This is a genomic window from Allostigmatella hybrida, from assembly GCF_020103775.1.
Classification (GTDB): Bacteria; Myxococcota; Myxococcia; order Myxococcales; family Myxococcaceae; genus Hyalangium; species Hyalangium aurantiaca.
On sequence record NZ_JAHXBH010000001.1, the window covers coordinates 308473 to 332526 of the forward strand.

20 protein-coding genes are annotated in these 24054 nt (G+C 67.1%); 6 read left to right on the forward strand and 14 right to left on the reverse strand.

Going from position 1 to position 24054, the window contains the following annotated elements:
- Positions 1 to 33: 33 nt before the first annotated feature.
- Entirely contained in the window at positions 34 to 1311 is a 1278-nt protein-coding gene (locus KY661_RS01235) for an RNA polymerase sigma factor (RefSeq protein WP_225408428.1), read from the forward strand.
- Here KY661_RS01235 and KY661_RS01240 read toward each other — a convergent pair.
- From KY661_RS01240 to KY661_RS01250, 3 genes are read right to left on the reverse strand one after another with little or no spacing between them, the layout of a single operon-like run.
- The gene (locus tag KY661_RS01240; RefSeq protein ID WP_225408429.1) at positions 1308 to 2726 is read right to left on the reverse strand and encodes a Dyp-type peroxidase; all 1419 of its coding nucleotides are present in this window, start codon (positions 2724 to 2726) and stop codon (positions 1308 to 1310) included. The two genes, KY661_RS01235 and KY661_RS01240, sit on opposite strands and share 4 nt — an antisense overlap.
- Positions 2614 to 4278 (reverse strand): hypothetical protein, encoded by a 1665-nt coding sequence (locus KY661_RS01245; protein ID WP_225408430.1) that lies wholly within the window; start codon positions 4276 to 4278, stop codon positions 2614 to 2616. Before KY661_RS01245 ends, KY661_RS01240 begins: the two co-directional genes overlap by 113 nt.
- Complete coding sequence (locus KY661_RS01250) at positions 4260 to 4712, reverse strand: response regulator (RefSeq protein WP_225408431.1); 453 nt, start codon at positions 4710 to 4712, stop codon at positions 4260 to 4262. Before KY661_RS01250 ends, KY661_RS01245 begins: the two co-directional genes overlap by 19 nt.
- A 249-nt stretch (positions 4713 to 4961) precedes the next feature.
- Between KY661_RS01250 and KY661_RS01255 the strand changes: the two genes are divergently transcribed.
- Positions 4962 to 8972 (forward strand): protein kinase domain-containing protein, encoded by a 4011-nt coding sequence (locus tag KY661_RS01255; RefSeq protein ID WP_398577123.1) that lies wholly within the window; start codon positions 4962 to 4964, stop codon positions 8970 to 8972.
- Between the two features lie 70 nt (positions 8973 to 9042).
- Positions 9043 to 9708, forward strand: coding sequence for an RNA polymerase sigma factor (locus KY661_RS01260; RefSeq protein WP_225408432.1), 666 nt, complete (start codon positions 9043 to 9045; stop codon positions 9706 to 9708).
- A 2-nt stretch (positions 9709 to 9710) separates the two neighbouring features.
- Here KY661_RS01260 and KY661_RS01265 read toward each other — a convergent pair whose 3' ends face one another.
- Positions 9711 to 10811, reverse strand: coding sequence for a sterol desaturase family protein (locus KY661_RS01265; protein ID WP_225408433.1), 1101 nt, complete (start codon positions 10809 to 10811; stop codon positions 9711 to 9713).
- A 68-nt stretch (positions 10812 to 10879) separates the two neighbouring features.
- On the opposite strand from KY661_RS01265, the gene KY661_RS01270 reads away from it, so the two are divergent.
- Positions 10880 to 12388, forward strand: coding sequence for a pyridoxal-dependent decarboxylase (locus KY661_RS01270; protein ID WP_225408434.1), 1509 nt, complete (start codon positions 10880 to 10882; stop codon positions 12386 to 12388).
- 3 nt (positions 12389 to 12391) lie between these two features.
- On the opposite strand, the gene KY661_RS01275 is transcribed toward KY661_RS01270, so the two are convergent.
- The 4 genes from KY661_RS01275 to KY661_RS01290 all read right to left on the reverse strand — a co-directional run bounded on the left by KY661_RS01275 (position 12392) and on the right by KY661_RS01290 (position 15205).
- Complete coding sequence (locus tag KY661_RS01275) at positions 12392 to 13012, reverse strand: O-methyltransferase (protein WP_225408435.1); 621 nt, start codon at positions 13010 to 13012, stop codon at positions 12392 to 12394.
- Entirely contained in the window at positions 13005 to 13844 is an 840-nt protein-coding gene (locus KY661_RS01280; RefSeq protein WP_225408436.1) for a siderophore-interacting protein, read from the reverse strand. The genes KY661_RS01275 and KY661_RS01280 overlap by 8 nt, the downstream gene beginning before the upstream one ends.
- Positions 13841 to 14389: a PadR family transcriptional regulator gene (locus tag KY661_RS01285; protein ID WP_225408437.1), complete on the reverse strand. Its 549-nt coding sequence runs from the start codon at positions 14387 to 14389 to the stop codon at positions 13841 to 13843. The genes KY661_RS01280 and KY661_RS01285 overlap by 4 nt, the downstream gene beginning before the upstream one ends.
- Positions 14390 to 14512: 123 nt before the next feature.
- Positions 14513 to 15205: a RibD family protein gene (locus KY661_RS01290; protein ID WP_225408438.1), complete on the reverse strand. Its 693-nt coding sequence runs from the start codon at positions 15203 to 15205 to the stop codon at positions 14513 to 14515.
- A gap of 24 nt (positions 15206 to 15229) precedes the next feature.
- Between KY661_RS01290 and KY661_RS01295 the strand changes: the two genes are divergently transcribed.
- Positions 15230 to 15811 carry an SAM-dependent methyltransferase gene (locus KY661_RS01295; RefSeq protein ID WP_225408439.1) on the forward strand — a complete coding sequence of 194 codons (582 nt, stop codon included), beginning with the start codon at positions 15230 to 15232 and terminating at the stop codon, positions 15809 to 15811.
- 6 nt (positions 15812 to 15817) lie between these two features.
- Here KY661_RS01295 and KY661_RS01300 read toward each other — a convergent pair whose 3' ends face one another.
- The 5 genes from KY661_RS01300 to KY661_RS01320 all read right to left on the reverse strand — a co-directional run bounded on the left by KY661_RS01300 (position 15818) and on the right by KY661_RS01320 (position 21259).
- Complete coding sequence (locus KY661_RS01300; RefSeq protein ID WP_225408440.1) at positions 15818 to 16213, reverse strand: hypothetical protein; 396 nt, start codon at positions 16211 to 16213, stop codon at positions 15818 to 15820.
- A gap of 106 nt (positions 16214 to 16319) precedes the next feature.
- Positions 16320 to 18281, reverse strand: a complete 1962-nt coding sequence (locus tag KY661_RS01305; RefSeq protein WP_225408441.1) for a vWA domain-containing protein — start codon at positions 18279 to 18281, stop codon at positions 16320 to 16322.
- Positions 18282 to 18331: 50 nt separating this feature from the next.
- Positions 18332 to 19123 carry a nuclease A inhibitor family protein gene (locus KY661_RS01310; protein ID WP_225408442.1) on the reverse strand — a complete coding sequence of 264 codons (792 nt, stop codon included), beginning with the start codon at positions 19121 to 19123 and terminating at the stop codon, positions 18332 to 18334.
- Between the two features lie 297 nt (positions 19124 to 19420).
- Positions 19421 to 20158, reverse strand: coding sequence for an endonuclease/exonuclease/phosphatase family protein (locus KY661_RS01315; RefSeq protein WP_225408443.1), 738 nt, complete (start codon positions 20156 to 20158; stop codon positions 19421 to 19423).
- 60 nt (positions 20159 to 20218) lie between these two features.
- Positions 20219 to 21259, reverse strand: a complete 1041-nt coding sequence (locus KY661_RS01320) for a glycoside hydrolase family 43 protein (RefSeq protein WP_225408444.1) — start codon at positions 21257 to 21259, stop codon at positions 20219 to 20221.
- Positions 21260 to 21781: 522 nt separating this feature from the next.
- On the opposite strand from KY661_RS01320, the gene KY661_RS01325 reads away from it, so the two are divergent.
- Entirely contained in the window at positions 21782 to 23266 is a 1485-nt protein-coding gene (locus KY661_RS01325) for a multicopper oxidase family protein (protein WP_225408445.1), read from the forward strand.
- Here KY661_RS01325 and KY661_RS01330 read toward each other — a convergent pair.
- On the reverse strand, positions 23263 to 24054 hold the full coding sequence (locus KY661_RS01330) for a hypothetical protein (RefSeq protein ID WP_225408446.1): 792 nt from the start codon (positions 24052 to 24054) through the stop codon (positions 23263 to 23265). The genes KY661_RS01325 and KY661_RS01330 overlap by 4 nt on opposite strands.

Below are 24054 nucleotides of genomic sequence, written 5' to 3' on the forward strand. Positions count from 1 at the left end.
CGGAGGGGGGGAAGATGGTTTTTACCGTCCTCTGTGACGGCCCCCCCGGTACATCGAGCGATCCAGGCGGTCTGGAGAATCGAGTCGGCCCGGTTGATCGCCGGTCTCGCGCGGCTCGTGCGTGACGTCGGCCTCGCCGAGGAGCTCGCGCAGGACGCGCTCGTCGCCGCGCTGGAGCGATGGCCCGGGTCGGGCATCCCGGAAAACCCGGGGGCCTGGCTCATGGCCACCGCCAAGCGCCGGGCCATCGATGAGCTGCGCCGGAACCAGCGGCTCGTGCGCAAGCACGAGGAGCTGGGTCACCAACTGGAGGCCCTGGCCCCGGGCACGCCGGATCTCGACACCGCGCTCGACGATGAGGTCGGCGACGACCTGCTGCGCCTGATGCTCACGGCCTGTCATCCGGTCCTCTCGGCCGAGGCGCGTGTCGCGCTCACGCTCCGCCTGCTCGGGGGGTTGACCACCGAGGAGATCGCTCGCGCGTTCCTCGTCCCGGAGCCGACGGTCGCTCAGCGCATCGTCCGGGCCAAGCGGACCCTCGCCGAGGCGCACGTCCCCTTCGAGGTTCCCCGGGGAGCCGAGCTTGCCGAGCGGCTGTCGTCGGTGCTCCAGGTCATCTACCTCGTCTTCAACGAAGGCTACTCGGCGGCCTCGGGGGATGACTGGATGCGGCCCGAGCTGTGTGAGGACGCTCTGCGTCTGGGCCGAATCCTGGCGGGGCTCGTTCCACGGGAGCCCGAGGTCCATGGCCTCGTCGCGCTCATGGAGCTTCAGGCCTCCCGCTCGCGAGCGAGGCTCGGTCCGTCCGGGGAGCCCATCCTGCTGCTCGAGCAGAACCGCGCGCGCTGGGATCGCCTCCTCATCCACCGGGGGCTCCGGGCACTCGAGCAGGCCGAGACATTGGCTGGAGCGCGGGGGCCGTACACGTTGCAGGCCGCAATCGCCGCTTGTCACGCCCGGGCGGTCACAGCGGCGGAGACGGACTGGGTCCGCATCGCGGCGCTCTACGCGGCGCTCGCCCAGGTAACGCCCTCTCCCATCGTGGAGCTGAACCGGGCGGTCGCGCTCTCGATGGCCTTCGGCCCCGCGGCAGGTCTGGAACTGGCCGACACGCTTCTCTCGGAGCCATCCCTCAAGGGGTATCACCTCTTGCCGAGCGTGCGAGGCGATCTGCTCGCGAAGCTCGGCCGCTTCGATGAGGCCCGTGCGCAGTTCGAGCAGGCGGCGTCGCTCACGCGAAATACCCGTGAGCGCGCGCTGCTCCTTGAGCGCGCTGCGGCGTGCGCGCACGCATCGCCCTGGAATCGCTAGCTCTGTCGCGCCGCTGGCGGCGTCAGGTGCGCGAGGAACTCCAGGGCCTTGACCCCAGGCAGGAAGAAGTAGCCTCCGCCCTTCATGGTGACGAAGCTCTGGAGGTTCATCACGCACCGCCGCAAGGGCTTGGCCGGAAGGGTCATCATGCCACGGGCGTGCCCTGATGCGACCGGATCCCGCTCGTTGTAAAGCCTGCCGGCCTTCTCATGGTTCATCCAGCTCTGCTGGATGAATTCGAACTGCCGGCCGATGTTGGCGTTGAGCGCCATGAAGATCAGCCCCCTCCCGGCAGGAGGCGCTCCACCCTCCTTGGGGGAGGGCCCATAGGCGATGCCCCGGCGGAGGATCCGGTGCCGGCGGCTCATCTTCAGGGAGAGGTCTGGGTTGGGCGCCAGGGCGTCACGGGGATTGGTTCGCCGGACGTGGGACGTCACCGGACATCCCAGCCCCCCTCCATCTTCCTGGGCATAGCGGAACGCGTTCGAGGGCGGGTGCGCCCCCAAATCGGGGGCTTCGTGCTGACCCGGCTTCAAAGGGGCTCCGTTGGGCCAGCGCCCCAGAAGCTTGGCCTTCAGCCACTCCTTCTTTTTCTCATCGTCCCTGCAGCCGGTGGGGGCGAGCGCCTTGTTCTTCTCCAGGAAGGCCTGGAACCCTTCGACGTCCTGCTCGAGCTTGCGCAGCACGAGGTAGGTCCCGTTGAGCCCCAGATCCTTGCGGCCCGGGCTCTCCGCTGGCGTGAGCCGGGCCTGGGGATCCTGCGAGGCGGGGACGCTCGGGGAGAGGGGCTTCTCCTGGTATTCGTTCTCGTGGCCGAGGATGAACTCACCCTCGGCGATGGGGCTGTCATAGTCGTCCGCGTCCCGGGGGGGCTTCATGGCGCCTCGAATCACGGGCTGGGAGAGCGAGTCCCGGAAGCCGAAGTGCTCCCGGAAGAAGAGGTGTCCGTCCTTCTCTTCCCGGAGATGGGTGGCGTGCTGGCAGTAAAGCTCCCGGAATCCCTGGGCCGCCAGCCGTTGGCGCTGGCGTGACAGCACGGTCCGCAGGAGCTCCTCGCCGCGGGCATAGAGCAGCAGCAGCAGGTGGATGTCTTCCGGAGGCGGGCTGCCAGGCCGCTGGCCACCGAAGTCCCAGTGCTCCGGAGCGTTCGGTCCTGTATCCCCGAGCACGTGCGCACGCCCGGCCATGCCTTGGCGGAACTCGTAGGGGAAGGTCTGCAGGGATGGCTCGTCCAGGCCCAAGGCCTTCAGGCCATGCCAGGTGAAGGCGGTGTTCAGGCACGCGTGCCGCCGCTCACGCTGCTCACGAGGGATCTCCTCCGCGGTCGTGAGCTCCCCTTTCAGGATCTCTTGAAGCCATGCCCGGGCTGGGCCTGCTTGCTCGATTTTCAGCAGGAGAAAAGCGGCGGCCGTCATGTGCCGGTAGCCATGGACGAGAAGTCCCTGGACGTCGTCCAACCTCACTGGGGAGTGCGCTGGGGCGTGGGAGAGCCATCTTCCGGGGAATGACATGGGGGGTGCTCCTGGAGAGGGTGGGCTTGAAGCGGAGGGGCGACAGGGCCTGATTCAGGAGGAGAGAAGCGGCTTGCCTGGGGCTCAGGAACTTCTCCGGATACGGAAACCGGCCTTGCTCCAGGAACGTTTCCAGGGCCTGCCGCTCCGGGCCTGTCTCTGGAGACGCCAGGTTTTCCTGCGTGAGGGCCTGGCGCAGTGCGAGGAACTCGTGAAGATCCGTCAGCGCCAGCGGGGCCGGAGCCGCCTCTCCATGGAGGAAGGCGCTGTAGTGGGCCAGCGTGGGGCACTGCACGCTGCGGATCCACTCCTTGAAGGGTTCGACGAAAGGTAGGCCCGGGGGAAAGCCCGGCGAGCCGCCCCAGATGAGCTTCAGGAAGGTGCTCACATCCTCCTGATCGACGAATGAGTCGATGTACGCCTCCCAGCTCTCGTCATAGGTCACGACGAACAGCAGTTGCTGCTTCGTCCCGCGCCGGAAGTGAACCCACCGCGCGAAGTGAATGGCACGGATGTCGTTCAATCCCACCAGGTTGCGCTTCAGCCGCCAGTTGACGAGCCTCATGATGAACCGCTGCCGGAGCTTCCCCACGAGGTTGGGGGGAAGGTCCGTGACGAGGATCATCGAGTTCTGGATGGGCCCCTGCCGTGCCTCGCATGCCTCCCGGGAGGCATCCGGGGAGGTGACGGTGGCCACCGTCTGGAGGGGCTTCTGGAGCCAGTTCTTGAGCTGGATGAACAGGCGCAGGGGCGGGTCGATGAGAAGGAACGAGAGCGTCGCGAGGGCCGCCTCGAGGCGAGAGGACATCAGGCTCTGCTCCCACCGAGGGGTGCTGACCGCCCGAAGGCCTGGGCTGAGGTGCTCCTTCAGCGCGTCATGCACCGAAGCCGCACCCATCCGCTCCAGGAAGGGGGCCCGGTGCCGGTCATTCAGGTAACGATCGGTCCGTGTCCGCACGTCCGCGAGCGTCCGGATTCCGGGGACGGTGGCGGCGCGGTAGGCGAAGTCGACATGCCGCGTATTGCAGGCCACTGCATGGCGCTTCAAGTACGCCTGAACGGCTTCGGGTTCGTTCAGCCCACTTGCGGGATAACCCTCGCAATGCCCATAGAGGGCATCGAAGGTCTTGTCGCCCGTGCGCGCCGCATGGAGGCTGAGCCGGTCAACGAGCAGCGTGAGCGCGGCGCGCACCTGCTTCTGGCCGTGAAGGGTGTCTGACAGACGGAGGTCCGCGGCGAAGATCAGGTAACAGTCATCCGGAGGAGCGGGCTGCTGACCGTCCCAGGGCAAGCCCGCGCTGATGCCCCAGTGCGCGAAGTAGAGTTCCTCGATGGCCTGAAAGGGATGAGGCTCGCGTGCCTGGAAGGCGCGGTCGAGCCCGCTCAGGAAGGCCGTCAGGCTCCCGATGGCCTCGGGATGGATCTTCGTGATGACGGTCAGTGTGCCGTGGCGCATGCAGCTTCCCCCAGGCCGAAGAGCAATGTGGTGTGCGAGAGGCGCGAAGACGGGCGTGCCGCTTGCGGCGGCGCGGCCCGCTGCACGTGGGTGCTGGTGAGCACCCGGTTCACCAGGCTTCCGAACTCCTCCAGCGTGCAGCTCTTGGGGACGAACTGGATGCCCGGCTCATGCGGGTTGCCCGAAGAGCTGTGGAGGATGATGGGGATGTCATGCAGGCGCGCATCCGCGTGGAGCTGGTGACACAGCTCCAGCCCGTCCATGCGCGGCATCATCCAGTCGGTGACCACCAGGTCGGGCGCCTTCTGCCGGGCGATGGACAGGGCCTCTTGTCCATCGTGAGCGGTGAGGACACGGTGGTTCATCTGCTCCAGCACCTCCATGAAGAGGTCGAGCAGATCTTGTTCGTCGTCTACGAGGAGAATCGTGCTCATGGTGTCGCCCGCTTCCTTCTCAAGGTCTTTCCATACAGAAGGAGTGTGGTGTGCCCTGGTGTGATGTGTGCAGGGGCATGGGCCGGCGGGACGGCAAGCGCTTTCATCCGCCCGCCCAGGGCAAACCCATTCAGGGAGGGGTTGCTTGCCAGCTGTTGCGAGGGTGGACGGGCCTTAACCTTTCATCAGGCGCCACGCCGGATGGTCTGTCAGGACACGCCAGAGGGCGAAGTGATGCGTCAAGACCGCATGGAATCCGATGAAGCAGGGGAGCTCGACGACGCCTTTCTGAGGCAGGTTGCCCATGTCTCCGTTCCCTTGCGAATGCCGGTTCGTGGGGAGTTCCTGGGTGGGCAGGATGGACGCCGGTTCGAGATTTTCGAGCAGCTAGGCGGGGGCTCGATGGGCGTGGTTTTCCGTGCCCGGGACCACGAGCTTCAGCGCGTGGTGGCCCTCAAGTTCTTGCATCCCCGGGAAGGAGTTCCCGAGGCGCCGATGAGTGCCCTGCTCCGGCAAGAGGCGAAGGCCATCGCGCAGCTCGATCACGAGAACATCGTCCGCATCTTCGATGTGTCCGAATGGACGGGAGAGTCCTGGGAGTCCAAGGTTCCCTTCCTGATCATGGAGTGCTTGAGCGGCGAGCCTCTCTCCGCCCTTGTGTCGAGAGAGCCGCTCCCCTTGCGCCGCTGCATCGGCATCCTGCGGGAGGTGGCCGCGGGCCTGGCCCATGCGCATGCGCACCACATCGTTCACCGGGACCTCAAGCCGGGCAACGTCTTCATCACCCGGAACGGGCAGGTGAAACTGCTCGACTTTGGGCTGGCGTACCTGACGGCAGCCGTCTTCCCGTCTGCCCCTCACCTGCCCGCCGCGGGGACCCCCGCGTACATGGCTCCAGAGCAGTGGCGGGGGCAGGAGCAGGACGCACGGGCCGACATCTGGGCCGCGGGCATCATGCTGTTCGAGTTGCTCACGGGGGAGCTGCCGTGTCCGGAACAGAGCCTCGCGGGGCTGCGGGAGTGGGCCCTGTCCGAAGCGCCGGTGCCTTCGATTCGAGGGCGGCGTCCGGAACTCCCCGAGGAGATGGATCAACTCCTGGCCGCCATGCTGGCCAAGTCTCCCCAGCAACGGCTTGCCAGCGCGGCCAAGCTCGAGGAGCGCTTGCTTCACATCGAGGCGGGGATGACGCCTTGGAGCGTCGAGCTGGCGAGCCTGGGACCGCAGCGCCGTCAGGTCACGCTGGTGGCGTGCTGGCTGGCGGACCTCTCGGGCCTCGCGGAGCACCTGGACGCCGAGGACTTCAGCGAGCTGGAGGGGGCTTTTCACCAGGCCAGTTCAGAAGTGTTCCTGCAGCACGGCGGCTCCATCACCACGTGCGTAGGAGACGAGGTGCTGGCCTGCTTTGGATATCCCCAGGCCCGGGAAGATGACTCGGAGAAGGCCGCCCGCGCGGGCCTTCACCTGGCCATGCACCTGGGGACCGCCATCCAGCAGAAGCTGCCGTACTTGCCTCGCCGGAAGCTGACCGTGAAGGTGGGGCTTCACACGGACACCGTGGTGTTGGACAACCTTCCGCCGGGGCCTCAGGGCCGGGCCGCCGCGCTCCAGGGCGAGGCGCCGAAGGTGGCCTTCTGGCTGGCCCGGCAGGCCGCCCCCGACACCGTGTGTCTCAGCCACACCGCCTGGCTCCTCGTGAGGGCCGCGTTCCGGACGGACGCGATGGGCGTCCGCTCCTTCCAGGGACTGTCCGGAGAGGTGAAGGGCGAGCTCTACCGTCTGGCCGAGGAGAAGCGCACCACGAGCCGCTTCGAGCGGGCCCACGAAGCAGGAGGGCTCACGCCCCTGGTGGGCCGGGAGGAGGAGCTCCAGCGGCTGCTCGGGTATTGGGAGCGGGCCCGGGAGGGGGAGGGGGCTTTCGTTCTCGTGCAAGGGGAGGCGGGGATTGGCAAGTCGCGCCTCCTCCAGGAGCTGCGTGAGCGGATCCACCTGGAAGAGTGCAGCCATTTGCACGTGCAATGCTGGGCCCAGTTCAGCAACAGCGCCTTGCGTCCCATCATCGAGCTGCTGCAGACCATGCTGAAGCTTCAGCCCGAGGGCAATCCTCAGTCCAGCCTGCGCAAGCTGCGGGGGCGCATGGGCGCGGTGGGGCTCCCCGCCGAACATGTGCGGCTGTTGGCGGCCTTCCTCTCGCTGTCGGCCGACGAGCCGCCCCCCCACCTGCGCCTCACTCCCGAGCGGCAGAAGGAGAAGACCTTCGAGGCCTTGGTGACGTTGCTGTTGCGGATGGCCGAGGACCATCCCGTCGTCGCCGTCGTCGAGGACCTTCACTGGGCGGACCCTTCGACCCTGGAGCTGCTCGGGGCCTTGCTGGACCATGTTGGGACGGCGCGGCTCTGCGTCTTCTTGACCACGCGCCCGGACTTCAATCCCCGGTGGGCCACGAATTCCCGGGTCTATCCGGTGCTATTGGAGCGGCTGCCGCCCAAGCTGACCGCGGAGCTGATCCGTCACTCCACCAGCGGGAAGCTATTGCCAGAGGAGACGGTCGAGCAGCTCGTGGCGAAGACGGATGGGGTCCCCCTGTTCGCCGAGGAGATGACGCGCATGGTGGTGGAGCAGGTCCCTGCGGGAACCGCCCTCAGCCCTCCGTTCACCATTCCCGTGACCTTGAGCGGGTTGCTGCTGGCCCGCCTGGACCTGCTCCCCCGGCAGCAGAAGACGCTGGCCCAGCTCTGCGCCGTGGTGGGCCGTGGCTTCAGCCACGCGCTGCTGACCACGCTCTCCGGCCGGAGCCAGGACCACCTCCAACAGGATCTCACCGGCCTGCTCCAGGCGGGCCTGCTCCAGCAGGAGGAGGGAGCGAAAGAGCCCCGGTACCGCTTCCGCCATGCGCTCATCCATGATGCGGCCTACCAGTCCTTGCTGCGCCGCACGCGGCGGGAGTACCACCGGCGCATCGCGCAGACCCTGGCCCTGCAGGCGCCCGAGCTGGCCGAAACGCAGCCCGAGCTGCTCGCCCACCACTACACGGAGGCCGGGGCGAATGAGTCCGCCATCCAGCTCTGGGCGAAAGCGGGAGAGCAGGCCAGCTTGCGCTCGGCCAATGTGGAGGCCATCCGCCACCTGCGCCAGGCGCTCGAACTGCTGGGGACGCTGCCGGATACCCCCGCGCGCTCCGAGCAGGAATTGCAGCTGCGGGTGGCACTGGGCATGCCGTTGATGCAGATGAACAGCCTCCGGTCCCGTGAGGTGGAGAAGACCTATTCCCGGGTGATGGAGTTGCTTCCCCTCGTGGAGGACTCCCTCTCCAGACTGCACGTCTCCACCTGGGGGGCTTACGCCTATACCTTCGCGCGGGCGAAGTTCGAGGCGGCCCAGGAACTGGCGGAGTTGACCGTGAGGCAGGGAGAGCGTCAGCACAGCCGCGAGCTGCTCGCCTTGGGGCACCGGATGATCGCCACCAACCACTTTACCTGGGGCCACATGTCCACGGCCTTGGAGCACGTCGAGCACGCGCTGGAATCCTCGAACTTCGATCTCTCGCAGCACCGGGCGCTCGCCGTGAAGGAGTGGGTCAACCCGCGCGTGGCCGCGCTGGCCTATGGCTCCGTGGTCCTGTCTGTTGTCGGGCGGGATGCCCTGGCCCGCCGGTATGGCGAAGAGGCGGTGGTGTTGGCCGGGAAGATCGGCCACCCCCACACCCTGGCATTCGGGCTGACCTACGTGGCGCTGGGCTGTCAGCTCCGCAGGGAACCCGAGTGTGCCCGGCAGTGGGTGGAGCAGTGCATCGCGGTCTCGTCGGAACACCACTTCCGGCTGTGGCTGAGCTGGTCCGTGTTCATCAAGAGCTGGTTGCTGTCCGAGCAAGGCCGGGTCCAGGAGGGGCTCGCGCTCCTGCAGACCAACCTCGCTCAGTGGCGCCAGGCGGGCCTCCGGGCGGGCATGCCGTTGTTCCTGGGCATGTTGGCGGACCTCCACCTGAAGCGAGGCCAGTTTCAGGAAGGCTTGACCGTGGTGGCCCACGCCCTGGGTTGGGCCGAGACGCTCGGGGAGCGCTCGTATGAGGTGGAGCTGTACCGCCTCGAAGGCGAGCTGCACCGGGCACTGGGTCACGAATCGCTGGCCACGGAATCCTTCTTGAAGGCCAGGAAGGTCGCCCAACGCCAAGGCTCCGCGGGCTTTGGCAGACGGGTGGAGGAGAGCTTGGATCGCCAGCGCCAGGAGCAGGGGGGAGATCGGAGCAGCGCCAACCCGCGATGAATCCTGCGTCACAAAAGCGGGCAGGACACTCCATGAAGAAGGACAGGCCTGTGGACGGGTGGGAGCAACAATGGCGATCGATCGCGAAAAGCTGGAGCGGGAGATTCGAGTGCTGTGCGAGCGCAAGGACACGGGCAGGGCCGTGGAGCGGGCGCTGCAGGGCTATGGAATGGAGATCATGCGGTTGATGGCCTCCTTGCTGCGCAACCCGGAGCAGGCCAAGGATGCGTTCAGCCTCTTCTGCGAGATGCTCCTCAAGGGCCTGCCGGGATTCCGGTGGGAGAGTTCCTTCCGGACGTGGGCCTACCGCCTGGCACGCAATTCCTGCTACCAGCTCACCCACACCTCCTCCGAGCGCGAGACGCCTGTCACGTCCTCCGCGTTCCCGGATCAGGCGCAGGGGCACCGCTCCGACACGCTCCCCTGGCAGAGGACTTCGGTGAAGGAGCGCTTCCGGGCCCTGCGCGACAGCCTGGAGCCCGACGAGCGGATGCTGCTGATGCTCCGGGTCGACCAGCGGCTGCCGTGGACCGAGGTGGCTCACGTCATGTGGGAGCTGGATGCGCCTCCCACGGATGCGGACTTGGCGCGCAAGGCCACGGCCTTGCGGCAGCACTTCCAGCGCGTCAAGACCCACTTGCGCACCCTGGCCATCGAGCAGGGTCTCATCGAGCAGGACGAGGCCCCCCACGCGAAGATGCCCTCGCAGGAGCCGGGGGCGGAGCGCGAGCCCTAGGCCTACCCGGCCAGCAGTGCCAGGGGAAGCACCGTGATCCGCGAGGCCTCCACCCACGGGGCCCATCGGCGGCCCTCCAGCACACCCCCGAGGCCTCCCAGCGAGGCGAGGAACCAGGCCGCGAACGCGAGCTTGACCGGCCAGGCCAGCGAGGCCCCTCGGAAGAGGAAGAGGACGGTCACCAGCAGCGTCAACACGCCCACCCCCGACAGGTAGAGCACCCTCCGGTGCGAGGGCCGCACCTCGAAGCGGGGACGGCGGGACACCTCGTCCATGTGCGGGGCTTCCACGCCGGGCGGATGCCACCCCGGGGGCATGAACCAGAAGCGCAGCTTGTCCCGGAGCCGTGGCGTCTGGCGCACGAGGCTCAAGGCGGCCTGGAAGGGCATCCAGGCGGCCCACAGCGGGTTGAAGGTGTTCACCGGTTTGACGGTGCCGTAGACGACGGGCTCGCGCTCGGACTCGAAGGTGCCGAACAGCCGGTCCCAGACAATCAGCATGGCGCCGTGGTTCTTGTCCAGGTAACGGCCATTGCAGGCATGGTGCACGCGGTGGTGGGAGGGCGTGACGAACACCCATTCGAGCGGCCCGAGCCGGTCAATCAGCTCGGTATGCACCCAGAACTGATAGAGCGTGTTGAGTGCCACGGCCGTGGCGAACATGGCGGGGGGAAAGCCCAGCAACGCCAGGGGCAGGTAGAAGGCCCGCGAGAAGAAGGGCTGGACGGGGCCCTGCCGCAGGGCCACGGACAGGTTGAAGTCCTCGCTCTGGTGGTGGGGGGCGTGCGCGGCCCAGCCCAGGTGCGTGCGGTGCGAGACGCGGTGGAACCAGTAGTAACAGAAGTCCGTACCGAGCAGCAGCAGGGCCCACGCCCAGGCCGAGGAAGTGGGGATGTCGAAGAGGCGGACCGAGTAGAGCAGCACATAGGCCCCCGCCAGCAGCCCCCCGGCCACGGTGGTGAACACCGTCTGGGCCGCGCCCAGGGAGAGGTTCGCGAAGACGTCCGTCCCCCGAAAGACACGGCGGCCCCTCAGACGCCCCGCCAGCCATTCGAGGCCCATCAGGACGAAGAACAGGGGAATGGAGAGGACGATGAGGCTCATGGGTGAACTTTCGTTTCTGGAAGCCTCCCGCACTCTAATCTTCCCCAGGTTCTCGAAGGAGTCATGGCATGAGCGGGAAGCGGGAAGGGGCGGTGCCCCACATGAGCGCGGAGGAGTTCCGGCGGCTGGGGCACCGGGTGGTGGACTGGGTGGCGGATTACTGGGCCCGCCTGGAGTCCTTCCCGGTGCGCGCGGCGGTGGCCCCGGGGGCGGTGCTGTCGAAGTTGCCTGCTCACCCTCCTGAGGAGGGGCTGGATGGGGAAGCGGGCTGGGAGGCCGTCTTCCGCGACCTGGAAGACGTGGTGCTGCCGGGCATCACCCACTGGCAGTCGCCCTCCTTCTTCGCCTACTTCCCCTCCAATGCCTCGGGGCCCTCGGTGCTCGGCGAGCTGCTGTCGGCGGGCCTGGGCGTCCAGGGCATGCTCTGGTCCACGAGCCCCGCCGCCACCGAGATGGAATCGCGCGTGCTCGACTGGCTGGCCGAGCTGATGGGGTTGCCGGCCTCCTTCCGGATGGCGTCGGACACGGGCGGTGGCGTCATCCAGGGCACCGCCAGCGAGGCCGCGCTGGTGGCCATGGTGGCCGCGCGCAACCGGGTCCGGCGGACGCTCGGCCGGGAGGCGGAGTGGGTGGCCTATACCTCCACCCAGACGCACTCCTCGGTGCTCAAGGCGGCCCTCATCTGTGGTGTGGCGCGGGAGGTGGCCGACAGCGTGCACCTGCGGCAGATCGACACCGACGCGGGCTATGCGCTGCGTCCGGACGCGCTGGAGCGCGCCGTGCGCGAGGATCTGGCCGCGGGCCGCCAGCCCTTCTTCGTGTGCGCCTCGCTGGGCACCACCTCCTCGGGGGCCATGGATCCGGTGCCCGCGGTGGTGGAGGCGCTCGGCCGCACGGGCTTCACCGCCGCCGGCGGGTGGGTTCATGTGGACGCGGCCTGGGCGGGCTCCGCGCTCGTGTGCCCCGAGTTCCGCGCCCTGGGCGCGGGGCTGGAGGGGGTGGACTCCTTCGCCTTCAACCCGCACAAGTGGCTGCTCACCAACTTCGACTGCAACGCCTTCTACACGCGCGACCGCCGGGCGCTGCTCGATGCGCTGAGCGTGATGCCCGAGTACCTGCGCAACGCCGCGAGCGCGAGCGGCCAGGTGGTGGACTACCGCGACTGGCAGGTGCCGCTGGGCCGCCGCTTCCGGGCGCTGAAGCTGTGGCTCGTGCTGCGCCACTACGGCGCCCAGGGCCTGCGCGCCTACCTGCGCGAGCACGTGCGGCAGGCGGAGCTGTTCGCAGGCTGGGTGGAGGCCGACGCGCGCTTCGAGCTGGCCGTACCGCGCTCGCTGGCCCTGGTGTGCTTCCGGCTCAAGCCCCTGCCCGGCGAGGCACCCGAGGCCACGGATGCGCGCAACCGCGGCTTGCTGGACCGGCTCAACGCGAGCGGGAAGGCCTTCCTCACCCACACGGTGCTGCCCGGGGTGGACGGCGCGCCCGCACGTTTCGTGCTGCGGTTGGCCATCGGTTCCGTCCGCACCGAGGAGCGGCACGTGCGCGCCGTCTGGGAGCAGCTGGGTGCCCTCGCCTGAAGGTCAGGCCGGCTCGAACCGGCTGATCTCCAGGCCACTCCCCACGGGGAGCAGGACGCTGGTCATTCCGGGCTTCGCACGCACGGCCCGGCCATAGCGCTTCACCCCTTCTCCGCCGGGATAGATCATGTTGTCGGCGACGATGATCGCGCCCGGATTGAGCTTGGGATAGAAAGCGTCCAGACACGGCTCGTAGAGGTCTTTCCAGAGATCGACGAGGACGAAGTCGAGTCCGGACGGCAGGGCTGCGATCAGCTGAAGCGCATCGCCCACCTGGAAGTCGATGCTGCCGGCCAGCCCTGCCTTTGCCGCCATGTCGCGCGCGTAGGCCGCTTTGTAATCCTGCAGCTCCAGGGTAGTCACCCGGCCACCGGTCGCCTGTGCGGCTTCCGCCAGCCAGATCCCGGAGTAGCCGTAGGAAGTGCCAATCTCCAGGATGTTGGGCGCTTTCAAGCTGCGCACGAGGATGTTGAGCAGCTTGCCCGTGTCCGGTCCCACGGAGAGCAGAACCTGATCAATCCAATTCTCGTGGCTTCCCGTGGGCGGCGCTTCCCGCCAGCGCCGGTCCTCTTCGCGCATGCGCTCGTGATAGGCGTCGAGCACCGCCATGACCTTCTCATCCATGGGTGGATCCTGGGTTGGAGGGGGAAACATCGCTGTCATTCTCGCCACGGTGCCAGTAGGCCGCTGCCTTGAGCCAGGCGCTCGGGTGGCGGCGCTCCTCGACGAAGTGAGTCCGCAGCTCGCGGACGGCCGAAGCCTCACCGGCGATCCAGACGAAGCCGTCTCCGGCGGGAGGCGAGAACGCGTCGAGCGCACGGCGCAGCCATGCGCCATCATGCACACTTGGCTCTCCGCGCACGGCCCATGACGGCCGCCAGGAGGCCCGAGTGACCCACGTCTGCTGTTCGTCCTCGTGTGCCACGGCCACCACGGTCGTCACGGGCACGCCGGGGCGTAGCATCTCGACCCAGCGGCCGATCGCGGGCAGCGCGCTCTCGTCGCCGACCAGCAGGTACCAGTCGAAATCGTCGGGGACAACGTTCGAGCCTCGCGGTCCGCCAATGTCGAGCGTCTGACCGGCCTGCGCCCGCGCTGCCCATTCCGTCGCGGGCCCGGAGCCATGCAGGGCGAAGTCGATGGTCAGAGTCTTCGCGGCGTTATCGAAGGCGCGTGGCGTGAAGTCGCGCATCGCGGGCTCTCCCGCCTGGCCGTCAGGCTGCGGGAAGAACAGCTTGATGTGGTCGTCGGGCGAGGGGCTGTGGAAATCCCCGAGCTCGGGAGAGGTGAAACGAATCCGCCGCATGAGGGGCGTCAGGGACTCCACGCTGCTGACGGTGAGCTTGCGCCGCCGGAGTTCGTGGCGCACGCGAACGATCTGGTGAAGCGTGCCCGGGACACCGGCGTTGGCCTCAGAGGACGGCTCCGCGCCAGCAGGTTGCGATGGAGGATTCATGCGCGGAGCCTCTCGATCTTCTGGGCGGCCTCGTCGATCAGGGCCGCCACCTCAAGGACAGTTTTCTCGCCGGCGCCGGCCGACAACTTGTCGAACAGCACGCTCTTCAGGTTGTGCATGGCGCGCCGGACCGGGGCCGCATCGGTCCGCTCGCGCGCTTGCCCGGCGTCCCCGAGCCGCTGGAGCAAGGCTTCCACGGCCTTCGCATTCCCGGCGAGCAGCTCCCGGCCCTGCGGGGTGATGGAGAAGAGCTTGCGCTGGTTGTCGGTATCCGGCTCGCCGACCAGGCTCATGTCCCGGAGCAGGGTGAGCGTCGGGTAGATCACCCCGGGACTGGGCACATACACGCCGCCGCTGAGCCCTTCGATCGCGCGGATCAGGTCATACCCGTGGCGGGGCTCCTGCGCGATGAGATGGAGCAGGACGAGGCGCAGCTCGCCGCCCTCGAACATGCGGTGACGCCCGCCGCCATGCCCCCTGTGGCCCTCCCGCTCGCTGTGCCAGTGCTCTGATTCGTCCCGTCCTCTGCCGTGCTTGCCTCGCATGGATGCATCCTCCAAGATGTTTCTTAGATATATCTCAGATGCATCTGCGTCAAGGCAACCTCGGGAGGTCGGTGGGGTGGGAGGAGGGCGTGAGTCCAGCGCCTAGGACGGCCGCCTGCTGCCTCAGCGCTTCAGCTTGTAGCGCAGCCAGAGCAGGTCGCCCTTGCGCTTCTCGAAGGAGACCAGCTTCAGGTGGCGAGCGGGCCCTTTTCCCTCTTTCGCGTCGAAGAGCGACGGGGTGCCGATGGCACCGTCCGCAATGGGGGCCACCAGCACGCTCAACTCGTCAATGAGGTCCGCAGCCAGGAAGGAGCCGTTGATCTTCCCTCCGCCCTCCAGGAGCAGCTTCCGGATGCCGAACTCCTTCCTGAGCTTCTCGAGCACCCTCTTCAGGTTCAATTCCGTTCTGCCGCCAAACACGTAGGAGACGCCCTTGGATTGAAGGAAGGCCAGGTAGTCGTCCGGGACTTGCTCGGTGAGGACCGTAATCACGTGCTCCTCATCGATGGCGCCCGACTTCCAGGTGAGCTTGCCGGAGGGGTCCAGGGCGATGGCGTAGGACTCCGCATCGCGCCTGGCGATGAAATCCGTCCTCGGAACCGGGTGCGGCACCTTGCGTGAGGGAACCCGTGCCTTGCCAGCATAGGGCTCCATCGAGATCCGGCCGATCATCCACGCATCGGCGTTGAAGGTCTGGGCCGTCCGCTCGTACTCGCCCAGAACGCTGGGTGGGAGCTTCCAGCCCGTGGTGACGATTCTCCCATCGAGGGAGGGAACCATGTGGCACACCACGTACGGCCGCTTCGCTTCATTCATCTGCCAGCTCCTCATGAGTGTGGATTGACCGGGAGTATCGTCCTCGATCTCGGCTCGGGGATGCCAACCCAGGGCCACTTCCATTCGGTCATGCCCAATGCGCGGATCCTCTACAGCGACAATGATCCGGTCACGGTCGAGTATGCCCGGACCCTCATCGGGGACAATCCGGCCGTCGCCTATCTCGAGGCGGATGTGCGCCAGCCCGAAGCGCTCCTTCGCGCCGCCGAGCAGCATTTCCACGGAGCACGCAAAGTGGCCATTGGCTTCATCGGAGTGGCCTATTTCGTCGATGACGCAAGCCTGACGCGCGTGATGCGGACCCTCCATGACTGGGCCGCGCCCGGCAGCGTCATGGCGCTCTCTCAGACCGTCAGCGGTGAGATGACGGAGACGGGCCGCCAGCAAATGGAGTCCTTCAAGCGCGGTGGCGTCGAAATCCTGCCACGCAGCGAGGCCGCGCTCCGCTGCCTCGTCGAGCCTTGGGAGATCCGCGAGCTCGCCCCACTGGAGCGCTGGCCCGGTATCGAGACCCAGGTCCAGGCGTCTGACCGCGGGGATGCCAAGGCGGGGATGCTCGGAGTCCGCCTCGTGCGTCCGGGCTGACGCGGGTCAAGGCCGTGAGGGCCAGGGTTCCTCCGCCACCTTCGGGCGCCGCTCCGGGGTGGGGGCGCATCCGCCCAGCCACTCCCAGGCCGCTCCCTTCCAGAGCTGCTCGCGCCAGTTCAGGCGTGCCGCGGCTTCACGCGCCTTGGCTTCGTGAGCGAGCAGCGCCCAGCCCACCCGGGACTGCTTGCTGTCCCCGCTCTTGAACTTCAGCAGCCGTCGCTGGCCGCGGGCCTCCTCGAGGTCCGCGGCCCAGAGGGCCTGATGCCGGGTTCCTTCTCCCTGGCAGTCCACCTGATGCCGGTCACACCAGGCGAAGAGGTCTCTCGCCCGGACCAGCTTGGTGCCCTTGGACAGCTCCGTGACCGCGGCCACGAGGAGGTCGGCGGTGATGACACGCATGGGAAGACCACCGGATGAAGTGATGGTGGTCAACCTAATGCGTGTCACCAGGCGAAGGGTCATGAGCCCTTCATGGCTCTGTCATGGTTTCGTCATGGCCGCCGGCCTAGGCCTTCTCTGCGTACTCCTGGCAGCAGCAGAACTCGGTCGTGGTGGTCGTGCTCGACTTGCTGCCGCAGATCACCTTCTCCAGGAGCTCCTGGAAGCCGTTCAGCGCGTCCTTGGAGGTGAACGCCTTGCCGCCGGTCTCGGACGCGGCGCGCGCGAACTCATTCTCCAGCACCTTTCGCTGCTTCTCCTTCGCGCCGCTCGTGCCGAGGTACGTGTGGATCCGGACATCGCTCTTCTTGGCGGCGTCGATGGCGCGGTTGGCGGCGTCGATATCCTCTTGATTCACGTCGCTGCCGCCGCCCTCGAACGCCTCGTCGCCGAGGAAGAAGACCGCGCGCTTGGCGGAGGGCCGCCAGTCATAGTGCGCGATGACGTCCTCGATGGCGCGCGCCCCGTCCTCCTGCGCGCCGCCGCCCGCCACCGTGCCCTTCTTGCGCCCCCGGAGCGTGGACTCGTCCGCCTTGGCGGTGCCGGTCAGGTAGTTCTTGACCGTGGTGTCGAAGCGCGTGTTCTTGAACGTTCCTTCGATGCCCAGGTACGTGACGCGCAGGTCCGAGGGGCACTTGGTCTTGGCCGTCTCGATGGCCGCGCCGACCGCCTTGTTCAGCGCGTCGGCCTCGTCCTTCATCGAGACGCTGGAGTCGATGACCACGACGAGATCGACCGCGGGAGTGGAGGTGCTCTCTTCGGTGACCGTGGTCCCCGTGGCCAGCTTGGGGAAGTCCAGCGTCTTGCCGAGATAGCTCTGCGGGCCTTCGCCGCCGATTCCGGTGAGCTGCGCCGGCAGGGTGGTGTCCGCGGTCAGGCTGCAGATTCCCTTCGCCGGGGTGCCGGTCACGAACGTGAAGCGCGGCTCATCACCGTCCTGCTTGAAGTAGAACGTCTGGACGTTGGCTTGGTTGAGCGTGCCGACGGTCTTGTCGTGGTAGTAGAACGCGGTCAGCTTGGGCTCCCCGCCACCGGCCGGGGTCTCATAGGTGAAGCAGCCCTTGCCCGCGATCGAGCCGTCCGGGTTCTTCACGGCGAAGGTATAGCTGGTGGTGCTCCCAGACTGCTTGCCAGGGGTGTCCTTGATGACAATGGTGGGCTTGCTTGGCGTCGCGGGCTTGGAAGGCTGATCGGCCTTGGGTGGCTTGGAAGGCTGATCGGCCTTGCGAAGGAAGGCGGTGGCGACGTACAGCCCCGAATTGTCGATGCGCGGCGCCCGGTTGTTGCCCACGGGGAAGATGTCGTAACGCAAGTGCAGCGTCTTGCAGCCAGCCGCGTCGAGCCGCACCAGGCCCATCACCGTATCGATCGAGTTGGCCATGCCGCCGGGAGCCGGCTTCGAGGTGCCTTGCAGCACGCCGTTCGTGAGGCTCAACTGCGCGCTGGGCTGATTTCCCCCGGCGGTGGCAGGTGCCGCGCCGCCGTTGAGCAGCTTCCAGCCCGCGGGGCTGGCGGCGCTGCCGTCGGCGAGCGTGCCGGTGATGGTGACCGTCGTCCTGGCGTAGGTCAGGCCGGCGTAGATGTCGCTCAAGCCGATGAGCGTATGGGCTCCCGCGACGCCGTCCTTGCCCCCGGCCTTCGAGCCCTTGTACCGGGAGAAGTCGAACTCGACGGTGAAGTTGTTCTGGGCGCTGGTGAACTGCCTGTTGGCCTGCATGCGGATCGCGTTGACGCTGGTGGCCGTCAGGCCCGCCTGCTCATTCTTCCCGAACGAGCTGGCGCCGGTGCCGTCATTGATCGAGCCGTACGGGGCCACGCCCCCGTTGTTCCAGTCAAAGGTGCCGAAGCCAGAGCTGACGCCGAACCGGATGCCGATCTCCCCGCCCAACCCGTCGGGGATGTAGCGCCACTGGTTCCAGTCGCCGGGACCATTCCACTTGTACCCAGAGGGGTCCCAGAACACCAGGTCGAACGTTTCGGTGGAGGGGGGGGGGAGATTGGGCGTTTGTGAAACGTTGGGTTGTAACATGAGTCAGATTCCTTTCACGAAAGCAGGATGCACAGCGGCCAGGGAAAGCTTCAGGTCCAGATGACGCCGGTCTTCAGCCCCACGAGATTGCCGGCGGAGTCGGTCCCCACGATGTAGAGCGGGTGCTCCGCGCCCAGTTCCGGATTGTCGCGGCCGAGGAGCGCCGCATGGATCCCGCGCAGGTGGGCCTTCATGAACCGGACGAGCTCCTCGGCTTGCTCCTGCTCGGGCATGTCGTAATGCGCATTGATGAGCGCCTGGAGGCACGAATCCGCGGACTCGAACCTCGCGACCTCGTGCTCCGGCCGGTTCGTGAGCTTGAGCGTGGAGCGGAGGACGTCCGGGGTGAGTTGGGAGAGCTTTGCCGCGGCGTGGAAGGGCTGGATGGGCACCCCGCCCTCCGTGCCGTAGTAGCCGTCGAAGAAGAGTCCTTTCGAGAGCTCGCCGATCTTCTTCGCGAGCGCTTCGCCCGTGGGCGCGGTCGCCGCTTTGAGCGATCGCGCGAGGGTGACGGCGAGCTTGCCCAGCTCGGACATGCGCGCGATCTCGTCCTCGGAGAGGCCGTTGTTGTCGAGATCGAAGCGATCGACGAGGTCGGTCTGGATGAACTTGAGCGCGGCGCCGATATCGGCCTTGGTCACCCGGGCCGAGCGAGCGCTGTCGCGGCGGTCGATGAATCGATAGAGCGTGTCGACGAGCGCCCGCTCCGTGCCCTCCAGCGAGAGGAGCCTGGCGCGGATGTCTTTCCGGCTGACGATGCCATCGGGACCCGCGGCGCCGAGGAGCTGCTCCGCCGCGCGATTGAGCGCAGCGTGGACATCCGACGTGGCAATGGTAGGCATGGGTTCATCTCTCCTTGCGAAGATGCCCCGGGAATGGGGGGCTTTCTCCGGTGCGCCAGGGCATGGGTGGGCTGCGACGTTTTGTGTCGCCTCAGATAAACCCAGCGGGCAGCGTGAGATATGGACCCAGAGGCTTGGCCAATGAGCGTTGGCTGACGTTCTACAGCCGCCCTGCTCCGGCCACGGCGGCATCCGCTGGGACGCTCTGCCAGGCACGGGCGGGCGCGCCGGGCAATGCCCGGGCGCGGGCTCCCGCGGGACGGCCGGAGGGACCGGCGCATCCCGCGAGAACCGGGGTTAGAACTGGACGGTCGCGGTGTAGGCGAAGTGGTCGGAGCCGTACTTCTCCAGGCGTTCGGCGGGACCGGTGCCGATGCCACGGGTGACGTAGATCTGGTCGATGGGCACGCCGGCGACACCCGCCGTGTTCAGGTGGTTCATCCCCGGGATGTCCTGCGCGAGCGGACGGTTGAAGTCGCCGACCAGGACGACGGGCAGTCCCCGCGAGAGCAGCTCCGCGACGACCTCTCGCACCACGGCGTTGTGCGTCCGCCAGCGCTCCTGGCGCTCGGGGTGCTCACCGTTCCAGGCGCCGGAGATGTAATGGGTGTTGATGAACGCCAGCTTCGCGCCGGTGTCCTTGTTCTTCAGCACCACCCAGTTCACGAAGCGCGAGGGCGTTACCCCGGCCTCACCACCGTGCGTGAGCCGGGAGCCGTCTCCCGTCTTCTCGTACTTGTTCTTGCGCCACGAGATGGCGATGGAGTTGCGGGCGTCCAGCCTGCCTTCGCCAGGACGGAAGTGGTCGTAGTACTCGAGCGCGCCGAGCTTGGAGTGGCCCTCGTCGGTGTCCACCTCCTGCCAGCCGATGACGTCCGCGAGCGGCTTGAGGGTCGCGCTCCCGTGAAGGGTGTTGTGGGTCGCGACGGTGGCCGTCGTGACCGCGAGTGCCTCCATTTCCTCTGGATGGGTGGAGGGCATGAGCCCCAGGGAGATGAGCAGGCTGAGGACGGCCGAGGACAAGAGTTTGAGCATGGTGTCTCAGGGGCAGGCGCCGGGGTGTATCCCTGGCGCGTTGGGGAAAGGGGGAACGGGTCACTCCGGGCTGAGGAACTTGTTGACGACCGGGTTGTCATTGGAGTCCCAGCCCAGCACGCCCAGGTACAGGCCCCGGTGGCCCCGGTCGTCGGTCTGAGCGTCGAAGTTGATCGGGCAGGGGCTGCCACCGCACAGCCAGCCGTGGAAGAAGATCCGCTGCCCCTCGTCAATCGCCGCGGCGATGTCCGCGCCGCCGGGGCCGCACACGCCGCCGGTGTTTCCATCCGTGAGCAGGGTGTGCTGCGTGACGCTGTTGAAGGCGTTGGCGCCCACGCCGTTGGCCCGCATCCAGATGGTCTCGTAGGTGCACTTGTTGTACGGGCCGCGCGAGGCGAACAGGATGTAGTCCCCGGCGCGCTTCACGAGGACCGGGTTCTCCACGATGCGGTCCGAGCGCAGCAGCTGACGGCTGGTGGCGCCGCCGGCCACGTGGGTGCCGGCGGCGTTGAGCCGGACGATGCGCAGCGACGAGGGCAGCTGCTGCGTCTTGTAGAGCAGGAAGCGCGCCCCGTCGCTGTCCTTGAATCCGGACGGGTCGATGACGCCGGCGTTCGCGAGGGGGCGGCCCGGGACGGGGTCATCCGGGGTGGGGACGTTCGCTGCCCCCGGGCAGACGAGCGGCCCGCCCGCGACCGGGGTGAACGGCCCGAGGGGCGAGCTGGCGGTGGCCGCCCCGATGCAGCGCTGGTTGGCGTCCAGCCCGTTCACAGGGGCGGCGAAGTAGAGCACCCACTCGTTCGCGCTGATCCGCTCCAGGTCCGGGGCCCACATGCCGCCGCCCGTGGCCCACGAGGGCTTCGCGGTGAGGGCAGGCCCCTCGGCCCCCCAGGGACCGGAGGCGATGTTCCCCTGGGCCGAGGGAACAAGGCTTCCGGTCGCCATGCCGTAGAACTGGTCGTTGTGGTTGACCACGGACGGATCGGCGAACCCACCGCTCGGCGCATACACGGGCCGGGGAGCGGCGCCTGCGCTGAAGGAGACGCTGAGGCAGGCGGCGAACGCGGCGGATGCGCCAAGGGCGCGACGGCGGGGTGGCATCAAGGGGGAATCCTCCTGGATGCTCTATACATGTATTTACGGTTAAAATGAATAGGTGCGTATTCCTGCTTTGAGCGCACGGGACGTCAAAGAACCGGCGGAAGCAAAACCCTCAGCCCCACTGGAGGGCGTCCTGGGGGCACATGCGGCCCGACAGGTGCTCTCACACCGGATGGGACTGTACGCGCATGACGCGGTTGCAGCGGCTGGCCCTCCCCTGCGGCCAGCCAGTCACGGCGCAAGGCCCACCGCGGCATGAATCCAGCACCAGAGGCGGGCACCGCGTGGCCATCCAGGACGGGCGGCTCTGAGAAAGAGTGGAGAGCAGACATGAGCGGCAACGAGCATGACATGCAGCATTCGGCGTCGGGCGGGCAAGGGGAGACCGGGGGGCACTCTTCGGGTCTCCGGGATGACAGACATTGGCACGGCCCTGGGCATGAGCATGGGCCTGGGCATGAGCATGGGCCTGACCATGGAGGCCCCTGGGGGAGGCCGCTCGCGCGCGAGGTGTACCATGAGGTGGTGGTCAAATACGCCACCCACAAGATCCGCCGGGTGCTCGCTGATGGCAGTGAGCAGTTCGATCTGGTGAACCTCCGGTCCTACAATGGGAAATTGGTGGGACAGACCATGGAAGTTCGTCCAGGAGATACGCTGAAGGTTCTTCTGAAGAATCAGCTTCCCTTCAAGGAAGACTTGGTAGGCGACCATCCGCACGACGGCCCGCATGGTTTCAATGTCACCAACCTCCATTTCCACGGGATGCATGTTTCACCCGCCGGAAATTCGGACAACGTCTTGGTTGCGATTGGCCCCAATCAGGAGTTCGAGTACGAGGTCAAGATTCCGAGTGACCACCCGGCTGGCACCCATTGGTACCATGCCCACAAGCACGGGGCTGTGGGCATTCAACTGGGCAGCGGCATGGCGGGGCCGTTGATCGTCCGCGGCGGCATCGACGAGGTCGAAGGGATCCGCGGAGCCCGGGAGCGCATCATCGTCCTGCAGCAGATTCCCTACAAGATGGTCACGGACCCCTACGCACAACCTCCCAAGCAGGCGAACATGGTGGAGGAGTTCGGTCAGCTCTTCGAATTCACCTGGCTGAGCGAGCTCGTGCCCCAGGGACGGCGCGTCACCCTCAATGGAGAGACGCTGCCGTCCTTCCAGATGAAGCCGGGAGAAGTGGAGCGCTGGCGGTTCATCCACGCGGGCATCCACTTCCCCTTGCGGCTCCGGCTGGTCCGCGAGGGCGGCAACCCCGCCACCGAGAGCATTCCCTACTACTTGATTGCCATGGACGGCATCACGACGGGGCGCCTCGACAAGGTGGAGGTGACCGAGATGCATCCTGGATACCGGGAGGATGTGCTGATCCAGGCGGTGGGCCGGGATGGGAAGCCCTTGGCGAAGGGGACCTACCTGCTCATCGACGAGGTGGAGCAAAACCCCACTGCCAGGGTCTTGGCACGCATCATCGTGGACGGGCCGGTGAAGATGATGAAGCTGCCCAAGCCGCAGGCGCTGGCACCGTTCGCGCCGTTCAAGCCCATCACGGACGACGAGCTCACCAGCGACATGCCGCAGCCAGCACATTTCGAAGTCCAGATGGTGGAGCCGCTGCCCAATCCGGTCTTCAAATTCCTGCTCAACGGCGTCGAGTTCGATCCCCATGCGCCCCCTCGCAAGCTGACCCTGGGCGCGGTGGAGGAGTGGCACGTCACCAGTACGGGCGTCCCGGAGTTCTTCCCGGGCCATCCTTTCCATATCCACACCAATCCCTTCCAGTTCACGGATGAGCAGGGAAGGATCGTCTGGAAGGACACGCTCTTCGTGCCCGTTGGAAAGGAATTCCGGCTGCGCACCCGGTACAAGCGCTACATCGGCCAGTTCATGCTGCACTGCCACATCGTGTCCCACGAGGATGAGGGCATGATGGAGCTACTGGAAGTGGTTCCGCCGGACCAGGATGCCGGTGGCGGTCACGGCCCGCACCACCATTAATTCACTCTCCAGTTGCTCAGAAAGCGCAGGATTCTGATCCACCCTGTCTGCGTCTTTGGCAGGCGGGGTGCCGCTTGTGAGAGGGGGGCGGTGTCGTCGGCCGGAGCCTTGGCCAGGTGGCCTGTCTCGTTCCACCCCAGGTAGCCCGCGATGGTCTCCCGGCCCCCAATGGGCACCATCAAGCCGTAGAGAAGGAGGGACCCCAGAAGCAAGATGGAGATGAGGTACACGTCCCAGGCCCAGAGCTTGCCCTGGAAGTGGACGTAGATGCACGAGGTGAAGATGAGGAGTGCGATGAGCAGGCCCACGATCCACTGGGCCAGGGATGCCTTGAGCTGACGCCAGAATGTCCAAGGCCGGAGTTGCTCGAAATTGCGCGGCATGACCTTGGAGTGCTCGGAGACCTTCAGCGTCAGGCCCACCACGGGGCTCTCCGTCGTGGCCTTGACCACCACGACGCCTTCTGCGGGAAACGCCGAGAGCGTGAAGTAGGCGGTCTTCCCCTGGATGCGGGGGGGCTCCTTGACCCAAGGACCCGCGAACACTTCCACCTCCTGGATACGGCCGTAGGCGTGCAACTCGAGCACCAAGGGGCCAGGGACGGGGGTGGACTCGAAGTTGCGGATGACGAAGCGCTGGTGACGGGAGTCTCCGCCGAGCTGATGACGCTGGAACATGATGTTGGGCTTGGCGTAGTGCTGGATGACGTAGGGCACCAGGGAGCCGACCGCCGCGCAGAGGACGAGGATGAAGTGCAGCGAGACTTCATTGAGGACGTTCGAGAGCAT

Excerpts from the sequence above, each read along its gene's own strand:
- KY661_RS01305 (WP_225408441.1), bottom strand. The coding sequence starts at position 18,281 with ATGTTACAACCCAACGTTTCACAAACGCCCAATCTCCCCCCCCCCTCC.
- KY661_RS01270 (WP_225408434.1), top strand. The coding sequence starts at position 10,880 with ATGAGCGGGAAGCGGGAAGGGGCGGTGCCCCACATGAGCGCGGAGGAG.
- KY661_RS01240 (WP_225408429.1), bottom strand. The coding sequence starts at position 2,726 with ATGACGGCCGCCGCTTTTCTCCTGCTGAAAATCGAGCAAGCAGGCCCA.
- KY661_RS01250 (WP_225408431.1), bottom strand. The coding sequence starts at position 4,712 with ATGAGCACGATTCTCCTCGTAGACGACGAACAAGATCTGCTCGACCTC.
- KY661_RS01290 (WP_225408438.1), bottom strand. The coding sequence starts at position 15,205 with ATGAATGAAGCGAAGCGGCCGTACGTGGTGTGCCACATGGTTCCCTCC.
- KY661_RS01265 (WP_225408433.1), bottom strand. The coding sequence starts at position 10,811 with ATGAGCCTCATCGTCCTCTCCATTCCCCTGTTCTTCGTCCTGATGGGC.
- KY661_RS01320 (WP_225408444.1), bottom strand. The coding sequence starts at position 21,259 with ATGCCACCCCGCCGTCGCGCCCTTGGCGCATCCGCCGCGTTCGCCGCC.
- KY661_RS01300 (WP_225408440.1), bottom strand. The coding sequence starts at position 16,213 with ATGCGTGTCATCACCGCCGACCTCCTCGTGGCCGCGGTCACGGAGCTG.
- KY661_RS01260 (WP_225408432.1), top strand. The coding sequence starts at position 9,043 with ATGGCGATCGATCGCGAAAAGCTGGAGCGGGAGATTCGAGTGCTGTGC.
- KY661_RS01245 (WP_225408430.1), bottom strand. The coding sequence starts at position 4,278 with ATGCGCCACGGCACACTGACCGTCATCACGAAGATCCATCCCGAGGCC.
- KY661_RS01255 (WP_398577123.1), top strand. The coding sequence starts at position 4,962 with ATGGAATCCGATGAAGCAGGGGAGCTCGACGACGCCTTTCTGAGGCAG.
- KY661_RS01310 (WP_225408442.1), bottom strand. The coding sequence starts at position 19,123 with ATGCCTACCATTGCCACGTCGGATGTCCACGCTGCGCTCAATCGCGCG.
- KY661_RS01275 (WP_225408435.1), bottom strand. The coding sequence starts at position 13,012 with ATGGATGAGAAGGTCATGGCGGTGCTCGACGCCTATCACGAGCGCATG.
- KY661_RS01285 (WP_225408437.1), bottom strand. The coding sequence starts at position 14,389 with ATGCGAGGCAAGCACGGCAGAGGACGGGACGAATCAGAGCACTGGCAC.
- KY661_RS01330 (WP_225408446.1), bottom strand. The coding sequence starts at position 24,054 with ATGCTCTCGAACGTCCTCAATGAAGTCTCGCTGCACTTCATCCTCGTC.
- KY661_RS01315 (WP_225408443.1), bottom strand. The coding sequence starts at position 20,158 with ATGCTCAAACTCTTGTCCTCGGCCGTCCTCAGCCTGCTCATCTCCCTG.
- KY661_RS01280 (WP_225408436.1), bottom strand. The coding sequence starts at position 13,844 with ATGAATCCTCCATCGCAACCTGCTGGCGCGGAGCCGTCCTCTGAGGCC.